Origin of the sequence: Microbacterium sp. bgisy189 (assembly GCF_965345345.1) — a bacterium.
Lineage (GTDB): Bacteria > Actinomycetota > Actinomycetes > Actinomycetales > Microbacteriaceae > Microbacterium.
This window is the reverse complement of record NZ_CBDRMZ010000005.1, coordinates 1-18,610: the sequence shown is the minus strand read 5'-3', so window position 1 is coordinate 18,610 and position 18,610 is coordinate 1. Positions and strand designations below refer to the sequence as shown.

Here is an 18,610-nt window from a genome sequence, read left to right as displayed (position 1 = left end):
GGGACTAGTGTGTGGCGCACGCGCCGGGTTGGGGAACCCTGCGTACAACTGGGGAATCTGGAGCAGCTATGCGCCGCTGGGGAATACTTGTCGCGTCCGTCGTTGTCGCCGCACTCACCGTGCCGCTCAGCGCACCACCGGCCACGGCCGCAGAAATACCGCATACGCGGGTCGTCAGCGACAATCCTGCGAACAACACGCCGCACGTTCTCGACGGTGACGTCAACACCATCGCCCAGGTCGGTGAGCTCATCATCCTCGGCGGCAGCTTCTCCCAAGTGAGCAACGCCGCGCGCACGCAGACGTACAACCGTCAGAACGTGGTCGCGTTCAATGCGAGCACGGGCGCGATCACGCCGTTCAATCCGGCACCGGACTCGACGGTCGAGGCGATCATCCCTGCGGCCGACGGAACGAGTGTGTACTTCGGCGGCAACTTCAACAACATCGCGGGCCAGACCCGACGCAAGGTCGCTCGCATCGATATCGCGACGGCCACGAACGTCGCGGGATTCCGGAACGTCGCGGGCAACGGCAACGTGCGCGACCTGCGTCTTGTCGACGGCCGACTGTGGGTCGCCGGTTCATTCACCAGCATGTCCGGCTCGACCCAGGGCAAGCTCATCACGCTGAATGCCGAAACAGGCAACGCGGACGCGTTCATGGCGCTGCCGGTCGAAGGCCAGCACAACGGCGGCACGACCCAGGTCACGAAGATCGACGTGTCGGCCGACGGTGATCGCCTGGTCGGCATCGGGAACTTCACAACGGTCGCGGGGGAGAGCCGTCGCCAGATCTTCATGCTCGACACGTCCGCGGCCTCCGCGGCCGTCGCGAACTGGCAGACGACATTCTACGAGCACCAGTGCGCGTCGGTCTTCAACACGTACATGCGTGACCTCGATTTCGCACCGGACGGCAGCTTCTTCGTCGTGACGACGACCGGTGCGCACGGTGGGCCGACGGCACCCTGCGACACCCAGGCGCGGTTCGACACCGATCGCACCGGTGCCGCCATCCGGCCGGAATGGATCAACACGACCGGTGGTGACACGACGTACGCCGTCGAGGTGACGGGTGCGGCGGTGTATGTCGGCGGTCACATGCGCTGGGAGAACAACCCGTTCGCCGGCGACCAGGCGGGTGCGGGGGCCGTAGCACGCGAGGGCATTGCGGCGCTCGACCCGGCCAATGGTCTGCCGCTGTCTTGGAACCCGGGGCGAACGCGTGGCGTAGGCGTCTTCGACATGCTCGCGACCGAAACCGGGCTGTGGATCGGATCCGATACAGAGTGGGTCAACGGCGAGTTCCACGGACGGGTCGCCTACTTCCCGCTGGCCGGCGGCACCGATCTGCCCGAGACGGCCGCGCCAGACCTGCCGGCGAACATCGTCCTGCTCGCGCCGAAGGCGGACGCGTCGAACTCGCCGGTGCTGTACCGCATCAACGCCGCCGGACCCGCCGTCGTCAGCGCGGACTCCGGCCCGGACTGGGCCGCTGACACCGATGCGACGAGTCCCTACCGGGAAGGTGGGTCCAACATCGCGACCTACTCGCCGAGCGTGACCTTCGACGGCACGGTGCCCGCCGGTACCCCGGCAAGCATCTTCGATCAGGAGCGCTGGGACGACGGCGGCGCACCTGAGATGCAGTGGAGCTTCCCGGTGACAGCGGGCACGCCGATCGAGGTGCGCCTGTACTTCGCGAACCGGTACGCCGGCACTGCAACGCCGGGGACGCGTGTGACCGATATCCGCCTCGACGGCGCATTGGTGCTCGACGACTTCGACATCATCGACGCCGCCGGCGCAACCAACGTGGGCACGATGCGCGCCTTCGAAATCGTCAGTGACGGCACCGTGAACATCGACTTCGGCCACGTCGTGGAGAACCCGCTGATCAACGCCATCGAGATCGTCCGCACGGATGTCGAGGCCGTCGACACTGCAGACCTCGTCCGCACAATCGCGTTCTCCGGCACGGATGTCGGCGCGACGACGGAGTCCGGCGGCGTCATCGATTGGACCGGCACGCGCGGAGCGTTCATGCTCAACGGGGTCGTGTACCTCGTGCAGGGCGACGGCAGCTTTGTGCGGCGCACGTTCGATGGAGCGACATGGGGCCAGCCCGTCGCGGTCGATACGCACGACGCACTCGTGCCTTTGACGGCCTGGCGAACGAACGCATCGCGCATCACCGGCGTGTTCTACGACAACGGGCGCATGTACTACACGCAGACCGGTGACACGGCTCTCAAGATGCGGTACTTCACGGCCGAGAACGATGTCGTCGGCGCGGCGGAGTACACCGCCTCGGGGTCGATCGCAGGTCTCGACCTCGCATCCGTCAGAGGCATGTTCCTCGCCGGGGACTGGGTCTTCGCCGTGCAATCGGATGGTTCGCTCGTCCGCGTTGAATGGGCGGATGGCGGATTCGTGCCCGGCACCGCGACCACGGTCTCGGGCCCCGATGAAGACGGAACCAACTGGCTCGCCGCTGCACCATTCGCGTTCCAGTCCGAGGACGGCTCGGCGCCGAACTTCCCGCCCACCGCGCAGGCTGCGGTGGAATGCGACAACCAGGTCTGCGAGTTCTCGTCCGCCGGATCGAGCGATGTCGGCGGGACGATCACCGACTATCTATGGGACTTCGGCGACGGCGAGAGCAGTGAGGCCGCGAACCCCACGCACACCTACGCCGCCGCGGGGCTGTATGACATCACGCTCACCGTCACCGACGATGCCGGTGCGACGGACTCGGTCACCGTTCCGACGCAGGTGGAGTTCTTCGACGCAGAGCCGGAGGCGGCGTTCGAGGTGTCGTGCGACGGGCGGGTCTGCTCGTTCGACGGGTCCGGATCAGCAGATGCGGAAGGGCCGATCGCTGAGTACGCGTGGGCATTCGGCGACGGCGAGACCGACGACAGCGGCCCGCAGGTGGAGCACACCTTCGCCGCAGACGGGACCTATGAGATCACCCTCACTGTGACCGACTCGGCCGGGCAGACGTCCGAGGCCGAAGAGTCCATCGACGTCGAGCACGTGTTCTCGGCGCCGGAGGCTTCGTTCACTCTCGAGTGCGAGCAGCTGGCGTGTTCGTTCGATGGGTCGGGGTCGAATGATGCTGATGGTCCGTTGACGGCGTGGGAGTGGGACTTCGGGGGTGATGGGACGGCTTCGGGTGAGACTGCGGAGCATGTGTTCTCTGCGCCGGGTACGTATGAGGTGACGTTGACGGTGACGGATGGTCAGGGGCAGTCGGCTGCGGTGTCGGAGTCGGTGTCTGTTGCGGAGCTGGCGGAGCAGATCACGTTCGTCGGCGAGGAGTCGAGCAACCGGAACTCGCTGACGCATCCGACCGCGGTGCCGGCGGACACCGAGGTCGGTGACCTGATGGTGCTGGTGTACACGAGCAACTCGACTTCGGCGACGGTGACGGCGCCTGCGGGGTGGACGGAGCAGGCTGCGGGGCAGTCGGGCAATGGTGTGTTGGGTCGGGTGTGGACTCGGGTCGCGACGGCGGCTGATCTGGGGTCGACGGTGACGCCCACGGCGTCGGCGTATGTGAAGGCGTCGTCTTCGCTGTTGGTCTACCGGGGGGTGGATGCTGCTGATCCGGTCGCGGCTGTGGAGTCGGCGTTCCAGTCGACGACGACGACCTCGTTCGTCACGCCGGAGGTTGCGGGCGTGCAGAACGGGATGCTGGTGTCGTACTGGGGTGTGAAGGGGAACACGACGAACACGTTGACGGCCCCCGCGGGTACGCAGGAGCGGCACGCGACGACCGGTTCGTCGAACGGGCATGTCGATGCGTTGGCTGCCGATTCGGGACCGATCGCTGCCGGTGATGCGGGTGGACTGACCGCGACCGCATCGGTGGCGAGCAACAAGGCATTCCTCCTCTCCCTCGTCCTCCAACCGGCAGGGCCACAACCGGAGATGCCACCCACCGCTGCGTTCGAGGTCTCGTGTTCGAGTCTGGCGTGTTCGTTCGATGGGTCGGGGTCGAATGATGCTGATGGTCCGTTGACGGCGTGGGAGTGGGACTTCGGGGGTGATGGGACGGCTTCGGGTGAGACTGCGGAGCATGTGTTCTCTGCGCCAGGTACGTATGAGGTGACGTTGACGGTGACGGATGGTCAGGGGCAGTCGGCTGCGGTGTCGGAGTCGGTGTCTGTTGCGGAGCTGGCGGAGCAGATCACGTTCGTCGGCGAGGAGTCGAGCAACCGGAACTCGCTGACGCATCCGACCGCGGTGCCGGCGGACACCGAGGTCGGTGACCTGATGGTGCTGGTGTACACGAGCAACTCGACTTCGGCGACGGTGACGGCGCCTGCGGGGTGGACGGAGCAGGCTGCGGGGCAGTCGGGCAATGGTGTGTTGGGTCGGGTGTGGACTCGGGTCGCGACGGCGGCTGATCTGGGGTCGACGGTGACGCCCACGGCGTCGGCGTATGTGAAGGCGTCGTCTTCGCTGTTGGTCTACCGGGGGGTGGATGCTGCTGATCCGGTCGCGGCTGTGGAGTCGGCGTTCCAGTCGACGACGACGACCTCGTTCGTCACGCCGGAGGTTGCGGGCGTGCAGAACGGGATGCTGGTGTCGTACTGGGGTGTGAAGGGGAACACGACGAACACGTTGACGGCCCCCGCGGGTACGCAGGAGCGGCACGCGACGACCGGTTCGTCGAACGGGCATGTCGATGCGTTGGCTGCCGATTCGGGACCGATCGCTGCCGGTGATGCGGGTGGACTGACCGCGACCGCATCGGTGGCGAGCAACAAGGCATTCCTCCTCTCCCTCGTCCTCCAACCGGCAGCGTGACGCTGAGCGCTCAGGGGGAGAGCATGCCAGATCATCTGCACCGAAGGGTCTGCGGCATCGGCGCGCTGGGCATCGTGCTCGTCGGGGTGTTGCTCACCGGATGCGTCGGCACGCCCGGTGCGACGCCGCGCGCTGACGAGACAGGGACGACCGCACCGGCGGCTTCACCCGAGCCTTCGCCGTCGATGGTCGAGATCACGCCGGCGCCCTCGCTGTCGCCGGCCGCGCCGCAGGAGGACAGCGTCGCGCCTCGCACAGAGGACAGCGATGTCGAGGGTCGGCTGCGCGCGGTGACGGCGCGGAGCGGGGGCGACCGCGACACGCTCACCTTCACCTTCGAGGACGGGGCGGTCCCGGGGTACGACATTCGCTTCGTCGACCGGGTCGAACGGGACAACGGCGACGCGCTCATGCTCGAAGGCTCGGCGGCACTCACCGTCACGCTGACGCGTTCGACACCAAGCGTCGACGGTGCGATCGCTGATGACGTGGTGACGAACGAGGCCTACGACCTCCCGGTGATCCGACAGGTGCTGCTCGCCACGAACGTCGCCGGCACCGTGGTATTCGGCATCGGCACGTCCTGGCAAGGACCGTTTACGGTCAGCGTCGACGGGTCCGACTTGGTCGTCTCATTCCAGCACGAGCAATAGCGGCCTCAGGCCGACTGACGATCAGCGGGTGCGGCCGAGGCGCAGTACCGATCGCCGTCTGCGACGCATCGCCGGAATCTCGCCGATCCGAATGCCGAGCGTGGTCACACTCTCGCGCACTTGCGCGGTGGGATCAACGTTGCCGGTCGCGCTGACGTCGCCAGCCGCCTCGAGCGCACTCCCCAGCTGTGCGGCATCCCATACGACCCTTCCCAGGCCGTGTTCTGCGGCCCACGCTGCGAATCGCATCTGGTGCCCATCGACGTGTTCGCCGCGTTCGGGGTCTCTCGGCAGGATGATCGGGTACTTCCCGGCTGCGCGGACGGCGGAGATGGTGCCAGGGCCGCCGTGGGTGACGACGAGCTGTGCGCCGCCCAGGACGACGCCCAACTGCTGTGGGGCGAGGATCTCAACCCCCCGCGCCACGTGCGGCGCATTCGTGAAGCCGTGCTGGACCAGCACATCGTGATCCGGATTCGACGAGGCCCACTCATCGGCCCACTCGCAGGCGCGCGCAAACGGGTGCCGATCGGTGCCGACGATGACCAGCAGCGTGCGCTTCCCCTCGGCCCATGTGGGACAGGAGTCCGGCGTCACAGCAGCGGTCCGATCACGACGGCGCCTCGGAACAGTGGCCGTTGCTCCGGCCACTGCACGGCGAAGAGGTCGGTGAACGGGCGGCAGAGGCGCGCGGTCAATGTCGCGCTGTCGACCCGGTCGTACACCTCGATGTAGATCGTGCGGGCTCCGAACAGCCTGCTCAGCACGAAGTAGGGCAACGCGATGGCCGCACCTGTCGAAACGACATAGTCGGGCCGCACCCGACGCATGACCCGCCAGGCCTGTGCCGCGTTGCGCAGCAGATTGGGGATGTTGCGGGTCGTAGGGTGGTGGCCCCACACCACGTCGCCTTCCTCAGCGAGCGCACCGACGGCATCCGGGGTCTGGAAGGTCACCCACGTCCGGTGATCGGGAGCGAAGAGATCGCGAAGCGGCAACAACTGGGCCAAGTGCCCGCCAGACGATCCGGCGAGCACGACGCGGTCACTCGGATTCGGGTGGATCGCGGTGTCATGGGCAAGCGTTTCGGCAGCCTTGCGCGCAAGTCGCGTGGCGCGACGTTCGCGAGCGGGAGGGTTCGACCTGGACATGGTCAGTACGCTCCTTGCGGCCGGATCATGATCTTGGCGGTACGCCACATCAGGACGAGATCAGACAGGACGGACCAGTTCTCGACGTAGCGGAGGTCGAGGCGGACGCTCTCCTCCCACGACAGGTCACTGCGTCCGCCGACCTGCCAGGGGCCGGTGATGCCCGGCTTGATGTACAGCCGACGAAAGACGGTGCCGTCGTACGTGAGGGCTTCTTGCGGGAGAGGAGGGCGCGGGCCGACGACACTCATGTCGCCCCTCAGGACGTTCCAGAACTGCGGTACTTCGTCGAGTGAGTACTTCCGCAGAATCCGTCCGATCCGGGTGACTCGCGGGTCGTTCTGTATCTTGAACAGCGGGCCCGCGCCCTCGTTGGCCGACATCAGCGCCTCACGCTGCTGCTCGGCATCGACCGTCATCGAACGGAACTTCAGCATCCGGAAGTGACGACCGTCCCGCCCGACCCGTGCCTGGGGGAAGAACACCGGGCCGGGCGAGTCGAGTTTGATGGCGATCGCGATGATCGCCGCGAATGGCGCGAACAACACCAGCGCGCAGACGGCAGCAACCACATCGAGTGCGCGCTTCGCGACGTGCGCCCCGCCCTCGAAGGTCGGGATCTGCACGTGGAGCAGCGGGAGCCCTTCGACCGGGCGCAGCGACATGCGCGGTCCGGCGACGTCGGTGATCCGGCTCGAGACGACGAGCTCAGCCGCCGTCCGTTCGAGCTCCCACGTGAGGCGCTTGATGTAGTCGGGGTCATCAGCGGGTCGGTTGGCGACGATGATGGTGTCGGCATCCAGCACGTTGGCCGACTCGGCGATCGTGTGTGACCGCAAGACGGGGTAGATCGCGGCGTCGACCCGGAGGGCGTCGACCTCCTCGCCCTCGATGAACGCACCGATCACCTGGTATCCGAGGTGACTCCCGCTGAGTATGCGGATGACGTACTCGATGTCGCTGCGACTCCCGACCACCAGGGCACGTGACGTGCAGGCCCCCCTCGCGCGTTGTCCCACGAGCCACCGTCGCGCCAGCCAGCGACCCGCGAGGAGCGCGACCAGTCCGACCGGCAACGCGAACAGGAGCTGCGTCCGGATCCCGTCCCACTCGAAGGCGATGAATGCGATTGCAAGCAATCCGAACGACATTCCCGTGGCCTGCGCGACGCGCCAGTACTCCGTCGCCCCAGAGCCGATGACACCTGTCGCACGGGTGAGGAAGAACGACAGCATCGCGAGCCAGCACGCGGCCGTGGCCAACGCCGTGACTACCGCGATGCCGGCCGCTGTCCACGTCGCGAAACCCGCGGACTGGACAGCGACGAACACTGCGAGCAGACACGTGGCGATGACCACGGCCGCGTCCGTGGTGCGCAACGTCCAACGGAATCGGCGTTCCCACCGATGCCGTCGCTCCAGCGCGCGCGAGATTCGCGGCGCGGACGCCGTCGCCGCTGAAGCGAACGGTGGCGCAAGCACCCCGGTCGTCAGCGCTCCAGACGCGTCGTCGAGCGCGGTCATCGGGGACTCACCCCGTCAAACGCAGTCACCACTACCGTCGGCATCATGCTCCCCAGCAACAGACCGACAGACGGAGCACGCTCCGTCTGATCCCCAGATATTTCCCCAGTACGTGCCGAACCCCAGTTCTTCGGTGCCGACCCCCCGGTCTGCACCTGCACGTGGCCCCGACTCTATACCCATGTTCCGCGATATTGGAAGGGCTTTGTACCGCGTGTGTTCAGCGGATGTTCAAAGCGAGGTGCGATCGGCTCGCGACGCGGTCGACGAGGGCGTCGAAATTCGTTCTTGCGCAGGCGGTGGTGCGCGCGCATAATTCCCTCGGGACAGTGGTCTGGGGCCACTGCGTTTGGATCTGGGGAGATCGCCGTCTTTCGTTCGGCGATCGTACGCATCGAGAGCGTGTGCGCGGAGCGGCGAAGTCGGCGCTCCGGCCTCGCCGTCGATACGCCCCACCTCCCGCGCATCCCTTGGCTGATGGGAATCTGGGGGACTGTTCATGCGCACGACACTCACCGGGCGGGTACGTCCGCCGGTCATCGCCCTCGTCGTGGGCGCATTGCTCGCATCGCTGTTCACGTTCGTCGCGGCACCCGCGGCGCACGCGGCCGACGGCGAGCTGTCGTCGGCCGGCGCTGCCAGTACCTCTGGCGCGCGGACACAACACACGGTCCGCATCCCGACGTCCATCGCATCGGGTGACCTGCTCGTGCTGGCGTTCACCGTCAACAGCACGACCGGCACGGTTGCCGCGCCCACTGGTTGGACCGAGGTCGAATCGGTCGAAGGAAACGGTGTGCGGGGGTACGTATGGTCGAAGTCGGCGAGCGCCGGTGACGCGAACTCGAACGTCACGGTGGTCACGAGCTCGACCCTGAAGGGCGTCGTCAGTGTCGCCGCGTACCGCAGCTCGATCGGGACCGCATCCATTTCGGCGTCCGAGAGCACGGTCGTCAACACCAGCGCCACGACGCACACCGCGCCCGCCGTCGAGATCGCCGGCGCGAATTCCTGGCTCGTGAACATCTGGGGGGAGAAGTCGTCCACCGAGACGACGTGGACGCTCCCCGGGGGCACGACCGAGCGGACCGCCGGGGCGGCGACTGGCAGCGGCAAGGTCAGCCACGTCATCGCCGACTCGAACGGTGTCGTCGCGGGCCCGATCTCGGCCGCGCTCGAATCCACAACCAGTGTCGCCGTCGGACGCGGGGTGCAGTTCTCCCTCGCCGTCGCGCCTGGAGCCGAAGCAGAACCCGGCAACTCGGCACCTACTGCATCGTTCGTCGCCGACTGCGACGGCATGGACTGTGCGTTCGACGCGAGCGCCAGCAGCGATGCCGACGGAGACACGCTCACGTACACCTGGGACTTCGGGGACGGTGAATCGGCGACCGGCGTGACAGCCGCACGGACCTACACCGCGGCCGGCGGGTTCACCGTCACGCTCACGGTCAGCGACGGTGTCGACACCGCGCAGACCACTCGAAACGTGAGTCCGGCGCCGCTCGACGCCACCGTCGGACAGCTGTCGTCGTCGGGGGCGGCCAGCACATCGGGTGCGCGGACGCAACACACGGTGCGTATGCCGTCGACGATCGGCGTCGGTGACGCGCTCGTGCTCGCCATCACGGTCAACAGCACGACGGGAACCATCTCCGGCCCCAACGGCTGGACCGAGATCGAAGCGGTAAACGGCGACGGCATCCGCACTCGCGTCTGGACCCGGACAGCGGGCGCCGGCGACGCGAACACCAACGTCACCGTGTCGACGTCGTCGATGCTGAAGTCGGTGGTCAGTGTGCTCGGCTACCGCTCCACGATCGGCATCCCGTCGATCACCGCCGCTGAAGGCAAGGCCGTCGGCTCGTCGGCGAGCACCCACACCGCCCCTGCCGTGGCGATCGAAGGAACCGCCTCATGGCTTGTGAACCTGTGGGCCGAGAAGACCTCGCAGACGATCACGTGGGATCTGCCGAGCTCCGTCACCGAACGCACCGCGGGTGCAGCGACCGGATCCGGCAAGGTGAGTCAGATCATCGGCGACTCCGACGCTCCGGTCGCCGGACCGACGTCGGGAACGCCGCAGGCGTCGACGAGCCCATCGGCCAGCCGAGGTGTGCAGGTCGCCATCGCAGTTCTGCCGGGCAGTGAGGCAACGCCCGGAAACACCCCGCCGACGCCCGCATTCACGGCAACCTGCTCGGGTCTGGCTTGCTCGTTCGACGCGAGCGGGACCACGGATGCGGAAGACGACGACCTGACGTACACGTGGGCCTTCGGGGACGGTGGCACCGCGGACGGGGTGACTGCTCAACGCACCTACGCGCAAGGCGGCACGTATTCGGTGGTGCTGGTGGTCTCGGACGGGGTCAACACTGCACAGGCGACGCGCCAGGTCAGTCCTGCGCCGACCACCACCGGCCCCGGACACACCACGGAGGTGTCGGACACGGTTCTCACCAACATGCCGCGCATCACCTCCGGTGAGATCTGGGACCTCGAGATCATCGGCGAGCGTGTGTTCGTCGTCGGCGGCTTCACCAGCATCCGCAACAACGCCGGCGGAAACACCACGAACTACACCCAGCGCTACCTTGCGGCGTTCAACGTGCGCACGGGGCTGGTCGACCCGAACTTCCGGCCGACCTTCGACAGCACCGTGCAGGATGTCGAGGCCTCCCCGGACGGGACGAAGCTGTTCATCGCCGGCAGGTTCAACACCGTCAACGGCATCACCAAGCGTAAGTTCGCGTCCATCGACCCGTCGACGGGTGCGACGGTGACCGGCTGGACCGCAAACGCGAACGGCGCCGGCACCGAACTCGAGGCGACGAACACGACGGTCTATCTCGGCGGGCAGTTCACGCAGATCAACGCGGCCGACAAGCGCGGCCTCGCCGCAGTCAGCGCCACGACCGGCGCGCTCGTCGGTCGCAGCGGCCAAAATCCGCGAGGCACCTGGAACAACGACATCAGCGGCGGCATCGGTGTCAACGGCCAGCTCAACGTGCAGGAGCTCAAACTCTCGCCTGACTTCTCGACACTGATGGTCGTGCACACGGGCCGGCAGATTGCCGGACAGGACCGCTACGGCGTTGGCCTCATCAACGTCGTCACCGGCGAGTTGCTGCCCTGGCGGACGCGACTGTGGGAGGACAACCTCACCTATGTGGGCGGCATCCAACGTGCGTACGGCGGTGATATCTCGCCCGACGGTTCGTTCATGATCGTGACGAGCGGATCGGGTGGCGACCGGCCGCCGATCAACGACACCGCGGTCGCGCTCCCGATGACAGGTGGCGACTTCGTGGAGCCGCTCTGGATCTCGCGGGCGTTCGACAGCATCTACTCCGTCGCGATCTCCGAGGTCTCGGTGTACATGGGCGGACACTTCAGCTGGATCGAATCGCAGGAGTCCCGTGATCCGTGGCCGGGTCTGGACGACCAGGGCTATGGGACGGGTCAGGGGCTGTCCGGATACGGCCTCGGAGACGAGGTGCTGCGCCGCGATCACGTGGGGTCGATCTCGCCGACCAACGGCAAGGCGCTGCACTGGAACCCCGGTTCGAACTCGTTCGAGGGCAACAAGGCGATGCTCCTGACGCCGTGGGGGCTCGTGACCGGAGGTGACGCGACCACGCAGGGGGCGCAGAATGTGGGACGGCTCGCCGTCTACAACCTGCCGTCCACCGCACCGCAGGCGAACGACACCGACATCACGCATCCGATCGAAGGCCGAGTCGTCGTCACCGGTCAGGAGTTCACGATGACGGGCACGGCGAAGGCGACGAGCGGCGTCAATCGCGTCCAGATCGAGGTGCGTGACCGCGACGCGAACCGGTACCTGCAGGACGACCTCGTCACGTGGGGCGGAGCGAACACGATCAACGCCGTCCTCGCGAACCAGGGCGCCACCGAGACCGACTGGTCGTTGGCGCTCACCGTCGCCACCAACCGCAACCTCGAAGTCATGGCGCGCACGGTTGCACTCAACGGCAGCCAGGATGCGAGCAAGGCGGTCAACAAGTTCGAGTCCTTCAGCAACGAGGACGAGGCCCCGCGCGCGTCGTTCTCGACGCCGTCGCCGGGCATCGTGCCCACGACCACCTTCACCGTCACCGGGTCTGCCACCGACGACGAGGGCGTGCAGTCGATCAGCTACACGATTCGCGATGAGTCGAACCGCTACCTGCAGGATGACGGCACGGCCAGCTCGACGTACAACTCGTTCAACATCACGCCTGACGTCGTCGGTGCCACCAGTACAACGTGGTCCACCGAGGTGACGGTGCCCTACGAGGGGTTGTGGCGGATGCAGCTCGTCCCGCGCGATGTCGCCGGGCAGTCCTCGCTGGACACGTTCGACCGCACGTGGACGGTCACCGCGTCTGCGGTGGCACCGCAGGTTGTGATCAGCGCGCCTGTCGCAATGACTCCGCCGACAGCCGTTCCAGCCGTCACGATCACACCTGGATCGCCGATCACGTTCAGCGGCACCGCATCCGACGACGACACGGTGCGGGTGATCCAGATCCAGCTGCGGAACACGAGCACCCGTGAGGCGCTCGCATCGGACGGAACCTGGGCGGTCGACAACTCGGCGGGCTGGTACCGCGTCTCGCCGGCGAACCTGAGTGCGCAGAACGCGAACTGGTCGTACACGACCAACTTCACGGTGCGCCCTGGCACCTACACGTTCAGCGTGCGCGCAACGGACGACCTCGGCATCTCCACATCCAGCGCGAACCAGGGCAAGCTGACGCTGAACGCGCAGATTCCGGGCGACGCGCCGCCGGAAACGGTGCTCGATGTCACGGGCACCCAGACGGGCGGACAGACCCTCGCGCTGAACCTCACCGGCTCGGCGACGGACGATCTGGGAGTGCAGGGCGTGCGGGTGGCGTTCCGCGACCGTGACACCGACCGGTACCTGCAGCCCAACGGGACCGTCTCGGCAGCCTACGCAGATCTGCCGGCCTCGCTGGCGACCGGCGGTGCCACGACGACCAATTGGTCGTTGGCGCTCACGCTGCCGACCGAGGGGAGCTGGGACGTCACCGCGTTCGCCGTCGACACGGCCGGGCAGCAGGACCCCTCGACGTCGGGGGCGACGGCACGCTACGTGCTCTACCCGGGGGACCAACCGCCGAGCGTCGTGCTCGCGTTGCTGCAGCCGACCGATGGAGCGGTCTTCAACGACGGCCGGATTCAGGTCACCGGACGTGTGGAAGATGATCGACAGATCGATGCCGCGCAGGTGGCGATCCGCAACGAGGCCGGCCTGTACATGGGCAGCAACGGAACGTTCACCAGCGCGAACGAGAGTTGGCGGACGGCGTTCCTGAACTCGCCCGGGTCTCCCGGATCCAACTACAACTACACGTCCCCCGTTGTGCCGGCGGGTGTGTACACGGTCCGGGTTCGGGGCGTCGACCACCACGGGTTCGCGACGAACCCGACGGTGGATGTGACGGTGACGGTGAACCAACCGCCGAACGAGCCGCCGGTCGCCGTGGCGAACGTCACGTGCCAGACCGGCAACCAGACGGCGAACCAGGAGGCCAAGGCTCCGGTGTGCTCGCTCGACGGACGGTCCTCGACCGACGAGAACACGACCGGGCTGACGTACACGTGGGCCGTCGGGGTCGGGACCACGACCCGCACGGGTGCACAGGTCAGCTACACCTATACGACCCCGGGAACCTTCACGGTGACGCTGACGGTCCGTGACGAGTACGGGCTCACCGCGACCGCGACGCAGGATGTCACGATCGTCGAGCCTGTCGGCAACGATGCGCCGGTGCCTATCATCGGGAACGTGACGGTGCCGAACAACGGATTGAGCTGCTCGGGGCTCGTGTGCACCGGGTTCACGAGTTCGCAGACCACCGACCCGAACGTTGGCGATGTGGTCACTCGGCTCTGGGACTGGGGCGACGGCACGGCGACGAGCACGTCGACCTCACCGAACAGCCACACCTTCCCGGCCGCAGGAACCTACACGGTCACGCTGACCGCGACGGACGGGTGGGGCAAGGTCGGAACGATCACGCGCGAGGTGGTCGTCACGGGCTGACGCGAAGCTTGGGGGCAGCCGTGAGATCCGGCTGCCCCCGCCAAGGTCACGCGTCAGGGGGCGACGGTCTCCCCGACCCACACCGCGTCGAGCGATCCGTTGAACTGGTCCGGCTGCTTCAAGATGCCGACGCCATCCGCGCCGGCCTTCCGCCCGATCGCCAGCGGCACGTTCTCATCGAACGTCACTGCGCCGACGGTCCCGGGCTCGGTGAATTCACCGCGTTCGCCGGTGTCGAGGTCGGTCACCGTGAGGGTCATGCCGGTGGCGTCGAGGCGGCACGCGACTCGGTACCAGGTCTGGTCGACGAGGGCATCGCCCTTCACGAGCACACGTCCCGCAGATCCGGTTGCGCTGCAGGACGGTCGACCGTTGTCCACCTGCAGCTTGTACTGGGCGAGGTCGGCCGCCAGCCCGCGCTGGATCACATTGTCACCGTTATCGGCGGCAGAGGACTGTGCCCCACCTTCGATCCTGACATCGGCGCCGAACCCGAACGCGGTTGCCGCCGGATCAGGTTCCGGGACCCCGGGGCCGAGCACCGTGATGCCGACGCCGGGTTCCTCCTCGCCGTCGGCGAACGGTGGGAACGCCAAGGCGGTCCCGATGCCGTCGGCGGCGGTCACGGTCGCGAGCCCACCACCGAAGAACTCCTCCTGTGAGACGACGACGTCGGCATCCGCGGTCGCTGCCAGCGTGTCCGTCGTGTCGAACTCCATCGCGAACAGCACCGTCATGCCTTCTCGCGATTCGGTGGTCTGCGTGGGCGAGGCGGTCGGCGACGGGGGTGGTTTCGGTGGCGGCGTACCCGACGTACAGGACGAGAGCGTGAGCGCGCCAACGAGCGCAGATGCCGCACCCCATGCGATGGTGTTCGGCCGTCGGAAGATCTGCCCCATGTCGCTCCCCGTCTCAGCGATGATGGGAGTCTAGCGCTCGCGCGCCAGGCCAAAGCCATGCGGGATACGCTGACGCCATGGCATACGACGAAGCGCTTGCCGATCGCATCCGGGTCCACATTCCGTGCGGCGATCACGTTGCTGAGATCAAGATGTTCGGCGGGCTGTGCTGGACCTTCAACGGCCACATGATCGTCGGCCTCGGGCAGACCGAGCTCATGATCCCGGTCGGGCGGGACGGGATGCCGGATGCCATCGCCCGCGGCGCGCACGAGATGAGGATGGGCGAGCGCACGATGACCGGGTTCGCCGGGGTCGTCGACCCGACCGACGAGCAGATCGACGAATGGGTCGCCGAGTCGCTGGCCCGCGTGTCGGACCTACCGCCGAAGATCAAGAAGCCCCGCACCTCCACGAAAGGGAGATGACATGCGAACCGTCAACGCCTACGCCGCACCGTCCGCGACTGAACCGCTCGTTCCCGTCACGATCGAGCGTCGTGACGTCGGCCCGACAGACGTGCTCATCGCGATCCGCTACGCCGGCATCTGCCACTCCGACATCCACACCGTGCGTGGGGAGTGGGGCGAGATCGCCTACCCGCAGGTGGTGGGGCACGAGATCGTCGGCGAGGTGCTCGAGGTCGGCGCCGACGTCACCCGCTACGCGGTGGGTGACCGGGTCGGGGTCGGCTGCATGGTCAACTCGTGCCGCGAGTGCGAGAACTGTCTCGCCGGCATGGAGAACTACTGCCTCAACGGCATGACCGGCACCTATGCGGCCGTCGACCGTGACGGCACGATCACACAGGGCGGGTATTCGACCCACATCGTCGTCGACGAGGACTTCGTGCTGCGCGTGCCCGAATCGATCCCGTATGAGGCGGCCGCGCCGTTGCTGTGCGCAGGCATCACGACGTACTCGCCCCTCGCCCACTGGGGTGCCGGGCCGGGCAAGCGCGTGGCCGTCGTCGGCATGGGCGGCCTCGGACACATGGCCGTGAAGATCGCAGCCGCGATGGGCGCCGAAGTCACCGTCCTGTCGCAGTCGACGTCGAAGGAGGTCGACAGCCTCGCCTTCGGTGCGACGCGGCACCTGGCAACCGCCGACGGCAGCGTCTTCCGCGAACTGCGCAACACGTTCGATCTGATCATCAACACCGTCAGCGCGCCGATCAACATCGAGGCGCACCTGCGCATGCTGCGGCTGGACGGAACCCTCGTCAACGTCGGCGCGCCGCCCGAGCCGCTGCCCGTGCGCGTGTTCACGCTGTTCAGCAACCGCCGCTCGTTCGCGGGATCGAGCATCGGCTCGATCGGCGAGACCCAGGAGATGCTCGACTTCTGTGCCGAGAAGGGCATCGCGCCCGCCGTCGAGGTGATCGCCGCGGATCGTGTGAACGAGGCGTATGAGCGGGTGCTGGCATCCGATGTGCGCTACCGCTTCGTCATCGACACCGCGACGCTCGCGGGCTGAGGGCGGCCGCGCGACCTGTGCAAGGCTGGTCCAAACGCGTCGTAGGGGGGTACGGCATGAATGAGATCTGGGGCGACATGCCCACATGGATCACAACGTTCGCCCGGCCAGTTCATCGTGGGGCAGAACGCGCCCGGCGACGAATACACCTGGTCGTTCCCGCAGCACCCGTCTGAGCAGCGGCGCACGCTTCGTCCATATATGAACAGCGATCGTTACGCGGTGCTGTCGGTGGAGTTCGCCGACAACCTGGATCAGCGGTGGCGCACCGATGGGCACGCTGTGCTCACGAGGGTCGCGGCCTGACCAGGGAAAAGCAAAACCCCCGCCATGTAGAAGCTAGGCGAGGGTTTCTGGGACCGTTGTAACGACGGTCCGTGTGGCTCCGACGGGCGTCGATCCCGTGACCTCACGATTTTCAGTTGTATGCGCGAGGCTTACGGGTGCTCACGAGTGCTCGTTCGCCGCGTGATTCCGCGGAAGTCGTCCTCGTTGGTGGCGGTTGGTTTCGGGTGGTTTCAGCCGAGTTCCCGGCCCGGGACCGGCCCGAGCTGGTAGGGAAGGGGATCCTCGAGCGGCATGCGGATCAGGCTCACGTGAGATGTACGGAGCTATCCATAGACTCGTGCCATGCCAGAGACGAGCGCCGATCGCATCGACGTTACGTCTTGGGAGGCGGTCAGGGTAGAGACCCGTGGAGCATCAGCGAAGACGTGGATCCGAGAGCCCGGTGGCTCGTCGTCGCGCTTTGACTCGGACTGGCTATTCAAACCCGCTACGGAGCAAGCCAACGGAGTGCGCCAGATCGGTGATTGGACTGAGTGCGTCGGATCGGAGCTGGCTCGCGTTCTCGAGATTCCTTCGGCAGAGTCACGCCTGGCTGTGCGTGCCGGCAGTGCGGGGGTAATCGTCCGAAACGTACGTGTCAGCGGGTACGACATGGTCACGGGTCGCCTGGCGATGCTCCACGAGATCGGCGTCGCCACACGCGATTCTGCTCGCGACAAGACAGCATCGCTGGGTCACTCGGTGGACAACATCCTCCGCACGCTTTCAGGCTACGGTCCGCCCCCGGTCGGGAGGAGTGGTCAGGCGCATCCGCTGTTGAGGTGATGGTGAGCTACTTTGTCCTGGACGCGCTGATTGGCAATGGGGATCGTCATGAGCAGAACTGGTCGGTTCTCCGCGCTCAATCGAGTCTCGATGGTCTACCTGACGCGCTCGCACCGTCCTACGACCTTGAGGCTTCGCTCGGCTTCCAGCTCAGCGATGACCAGCGAGTCGCGCGACTCAACGACCCGCGCGCGATGGAGGACTTCGCCAAGAAGGGGCGTGCCCGCCGCTTTGACGGCGACCGAACGACAAGCCTGGTGGATCTTGCGGCGAATGCCGCGAGCTACTGCAGCGCCGAGGGACGAGCGCGGCTCGAAACGCTCGCAACGCGGATCTCTGCGCTCGATTTCGAGGAGCTTCTTGATGGCATCGGCGGAGTGTCTGAGGTAGCGCGTAGATTTGCAAGCAACGTTCTTGAGATCAATGGAAGGAGGATCTGCGATGTTGACTGGAACGCTTCCGGAGCGCGTGACTGAGCTCGTTGTTCTGTGGCAGCAACCGACGACGCGCGCGATGATCCCCGTTGGACTGCTCGGGTACGACGGCGTCAAATATCGGTTCGAGTACCTCCAGGCGGCGACGTCCGCCGAAGGCTTCAGACCGTTGCTCGGCTTCAAGGATCTGGGCGCGCACTACGAAAGTGACGAACTGTTCCCGCTGTTCCATGAGCGGATCATGGATCCCTCAAGAGACGACTTCGATCATGTGCTTGAAGGACTTCAGCTTGACCCGAGGACAGCAACCCCGTGGGAGCAACTCGTGTTCTCCGGTGGTGGGTCCGAGGGCGACACTCTTCAGGTGACTCCACTGCCTTGTGAGGAAGAGCACGGATGGTCGTGCACAGCGCTTGCGTCCGGTCTTCGCTACCTCCAGATCAAGTCGGTCCGCACTGCACTAGG

The 18,610-nt window shown here is 66.7% G+C and carries 11 protein-coding genes; 7 read left to right on the top strand and 4 right to left on the bottom strand.

The features are described from left to right. The first annotated feature begins 68 nt into the window (after window positions 1-68). Together ACSF8R_RS08190 and ACSF8R_RS08185 are read left to right on the top strand one after the other, a co-directional pair. Window positions 69-4,820, top strand: coding sequence for a PKD domain-containing protein (locus ACSF8R_RS08190; protein WP_434811374.1), 4,752 nt, complete (start codon window positions 69-71; stop codon window positions 4,818-4,820). A 23-nt stretch (window positions 4,821-4,843) separates the two neighbouring features. Continuing rightward, window positions 4,844-5,473 carry an AMIN-like domain-containing (lipo)protein gene (locus ACSF8R_RS08185; protein WP_434811373.1) on the top strand — a complete coding sequence of 210 codons (630 nt, stop codon included), beginning with the start codon at window positions 4,844-4,846 and terminating at the stop codon, window positions 5,471-5,473. A 21-nt stretch (window positions 5,474-5,494) separates the two neighbouring features. Here the strand turns inward: ACSF8R_RS08185 and ACSF8R_RS08180 are convergent, their stop codons facing one another. From ACSF8R_RS08180 to ACSF8R_RS08170, 3 genes are read right to left on the bottom strand one after another with little or no spacing between them, the layout of a single operon-like run. Continuing rightward, on the bottom strand, window positions 5,495-6,070 hold the full coding sequence (locus ACSF8R_RS08180; RefSeq protein WP_434811372.1) for a glycosyltransferase: 576 nt from the start codon (window positions 6,068-6,070) through the stop codon (window positions 5,495-5,497). Beyond that, entirely contained in the window at window positions 6,067-6,624 is a 558-nt protein-coding gene (locus ACSF8R_RS08175) for a UDP-N-acetylglucosamine--LPS N-acetylglucosamine transferase (protein ID WP_434811371.1), read from the bottom strand. Before ACSF8R_RS08175 ends, ACSF8R_RS08180 begins: the two co-directional genes overlap by 4 nt. A gap of 2 nt (window positions 6,625-6,626) precedes the next feature. Continuing rightward, on the bottom strand, window positions 6,627-8,147 hold the full coding sequence (locus tag ACSF8R_RS08170) for a sugar transferase (protein WP_434811370.1): 1,521 nt from the start codon (window positions 8,145-8,147) through the stop codon (window positions 6,627-6,629). Between the two features lie 499 nt (window positions 8,148-8,646). Here ACSF8R_RS08170 and ACSF8R_RS08165 point away from each other — a divergent pair, with 499 nt between their 5' ends. Further along, window positions 8,647-14,223, top strand: coding sequence for a PKD domain-containing protein (locus ACSF8R_RS08165; RefSeq protein WP_434811369.1), 5,577 nt, complete (start codon window positions 8,647-8,649; stop codon window positions 14,221-14,223). Window positions 14,224-14,276: 53 nt separating this feature from the next. Here the strand turns inward: ACSF8R_RS08165 and ACSF8R_RS08160 are convergent, their stop codons facing one another. Next, the gene (locus ACSF8R_RS08160) at window positions 14,277-14,960 is read right to left on the bottom strand and encodes a hypothetical protein (RefSeq protein ID WP_434811368.1); all 684 of its coding nucleotides are present in this window, start codon (window positions 14,958-14,960) and stop codon (window positions 14,277-14,279) included. A gap of 239 nt (window positions 14,961-15,199) precedes the next feature. Between ACSF8R_RS08160 and ACSF8R_RS08155 the strand changes: the two genes are divergently transcribed. The 4 genes from ACSF8R_RS08155 to ACSF8R_RS08140 form a co-directional block, all read left to right on the top strand. After that, entirely contained in the window at window positions 15,200-15,550 is a 351-nt protein-coding gene (locus ACSF8R_RS08155) for a TfoX/Sxy family protein (protein ID WP_434811367.1), read from the top strand. Between the two features lies 1 nt (window position 15,551). Beyond that, window positions 15,552-16,598: an NAD(P)-dependent alcohol dehydrogenase gene (locus tag ACSF8R_RS08150; protein WP_434811366.1), complete on the top strand. Its 1,047-nt coding sequence runs from the start codon at window positions 15,552-15,554 to the stop codon at window positions 16,596-16,598. A gap of 1,109 nt (window positions 16,599-17,707) precedes the next feature. Continuing rightward, complete coding sequence (locus tag ACSF8R_RS08145; protein ID WP_434811365.1) at window positions 17,708-18,187, top strand: hypothetical protein; 480 nt, start codon at window positions 17,708-17,710, stop codon at window positions 18,185-18,187. Then, window positions 18,180-18,610, top strand: a 431-nt coding sequence (locus ACSF8R_RS08140) for a hypothetical protein (RefSeq protein WP_434811364.1), incomplete at its 3' end; no start/stop codon positions are given. The genes ACSF8R_RS08145 and ACSF8R_RS08140, both read left to right, overlap by 8 nt.

Coding starts and splice junctions, on each gene's coding strand:
- ACSF8R_RS08190 (WP_434811374.1), top strand. CDS start 69: ATGCGCCGCTGGGGAATACTTGTCGCGTCCGTCGTTGTCGCCGCACTC.
- ACSF8R_RS08185 (WP_434811373.1), top strand. CDS start 4,844: ATGCCAGATCATCTGCACCGAAGGGTCTGCGGCATCGGCGCGCTGGGC.
- ACSF8R_RS08175 (WP_434811371.1), bottom strand. CDS start 6,624: ATGTCCAGGTCGAACCCTCCCGCTCGCGAACGTCGCGCCACGCGACTT.
- ACSF8R_RS08170 (WP_434811370.1), bottom strand. CDS start 8,147: ATGACCGCGCTCGACGACGCGTCTGGAGCGCTGACGACCGGGGTGCTT.
- ACSF8R_RS08165 (WP_434811369.1), top strand. CDS start 8,647: ATGCGCACGACACTCACCGGGCGGGTACGTCCGCCGGTCATCGCCCTC.
- ACSF8R_RS08160 (WP_434811368.1), bottom strand. CDS start 14,960: ATGACGGTGCTGTTCGCGATGGAGTTCGACACGACGGACACGCTGGCA.
- ACSF8R_RS08155 (WP_434811367.1), top strand. CDS start 15,200: ATGGCATACGACGAAGCGCTTGCCGATCGCATCCGGGTCCACATTCCG.
- ACSF8R_RS08150 (WP_434811366.1), top strand. CDS start 15,552: ATGCGAACCGTCAACGCCTACGCCGCACCGTCCGCGACTGAACCGCTC.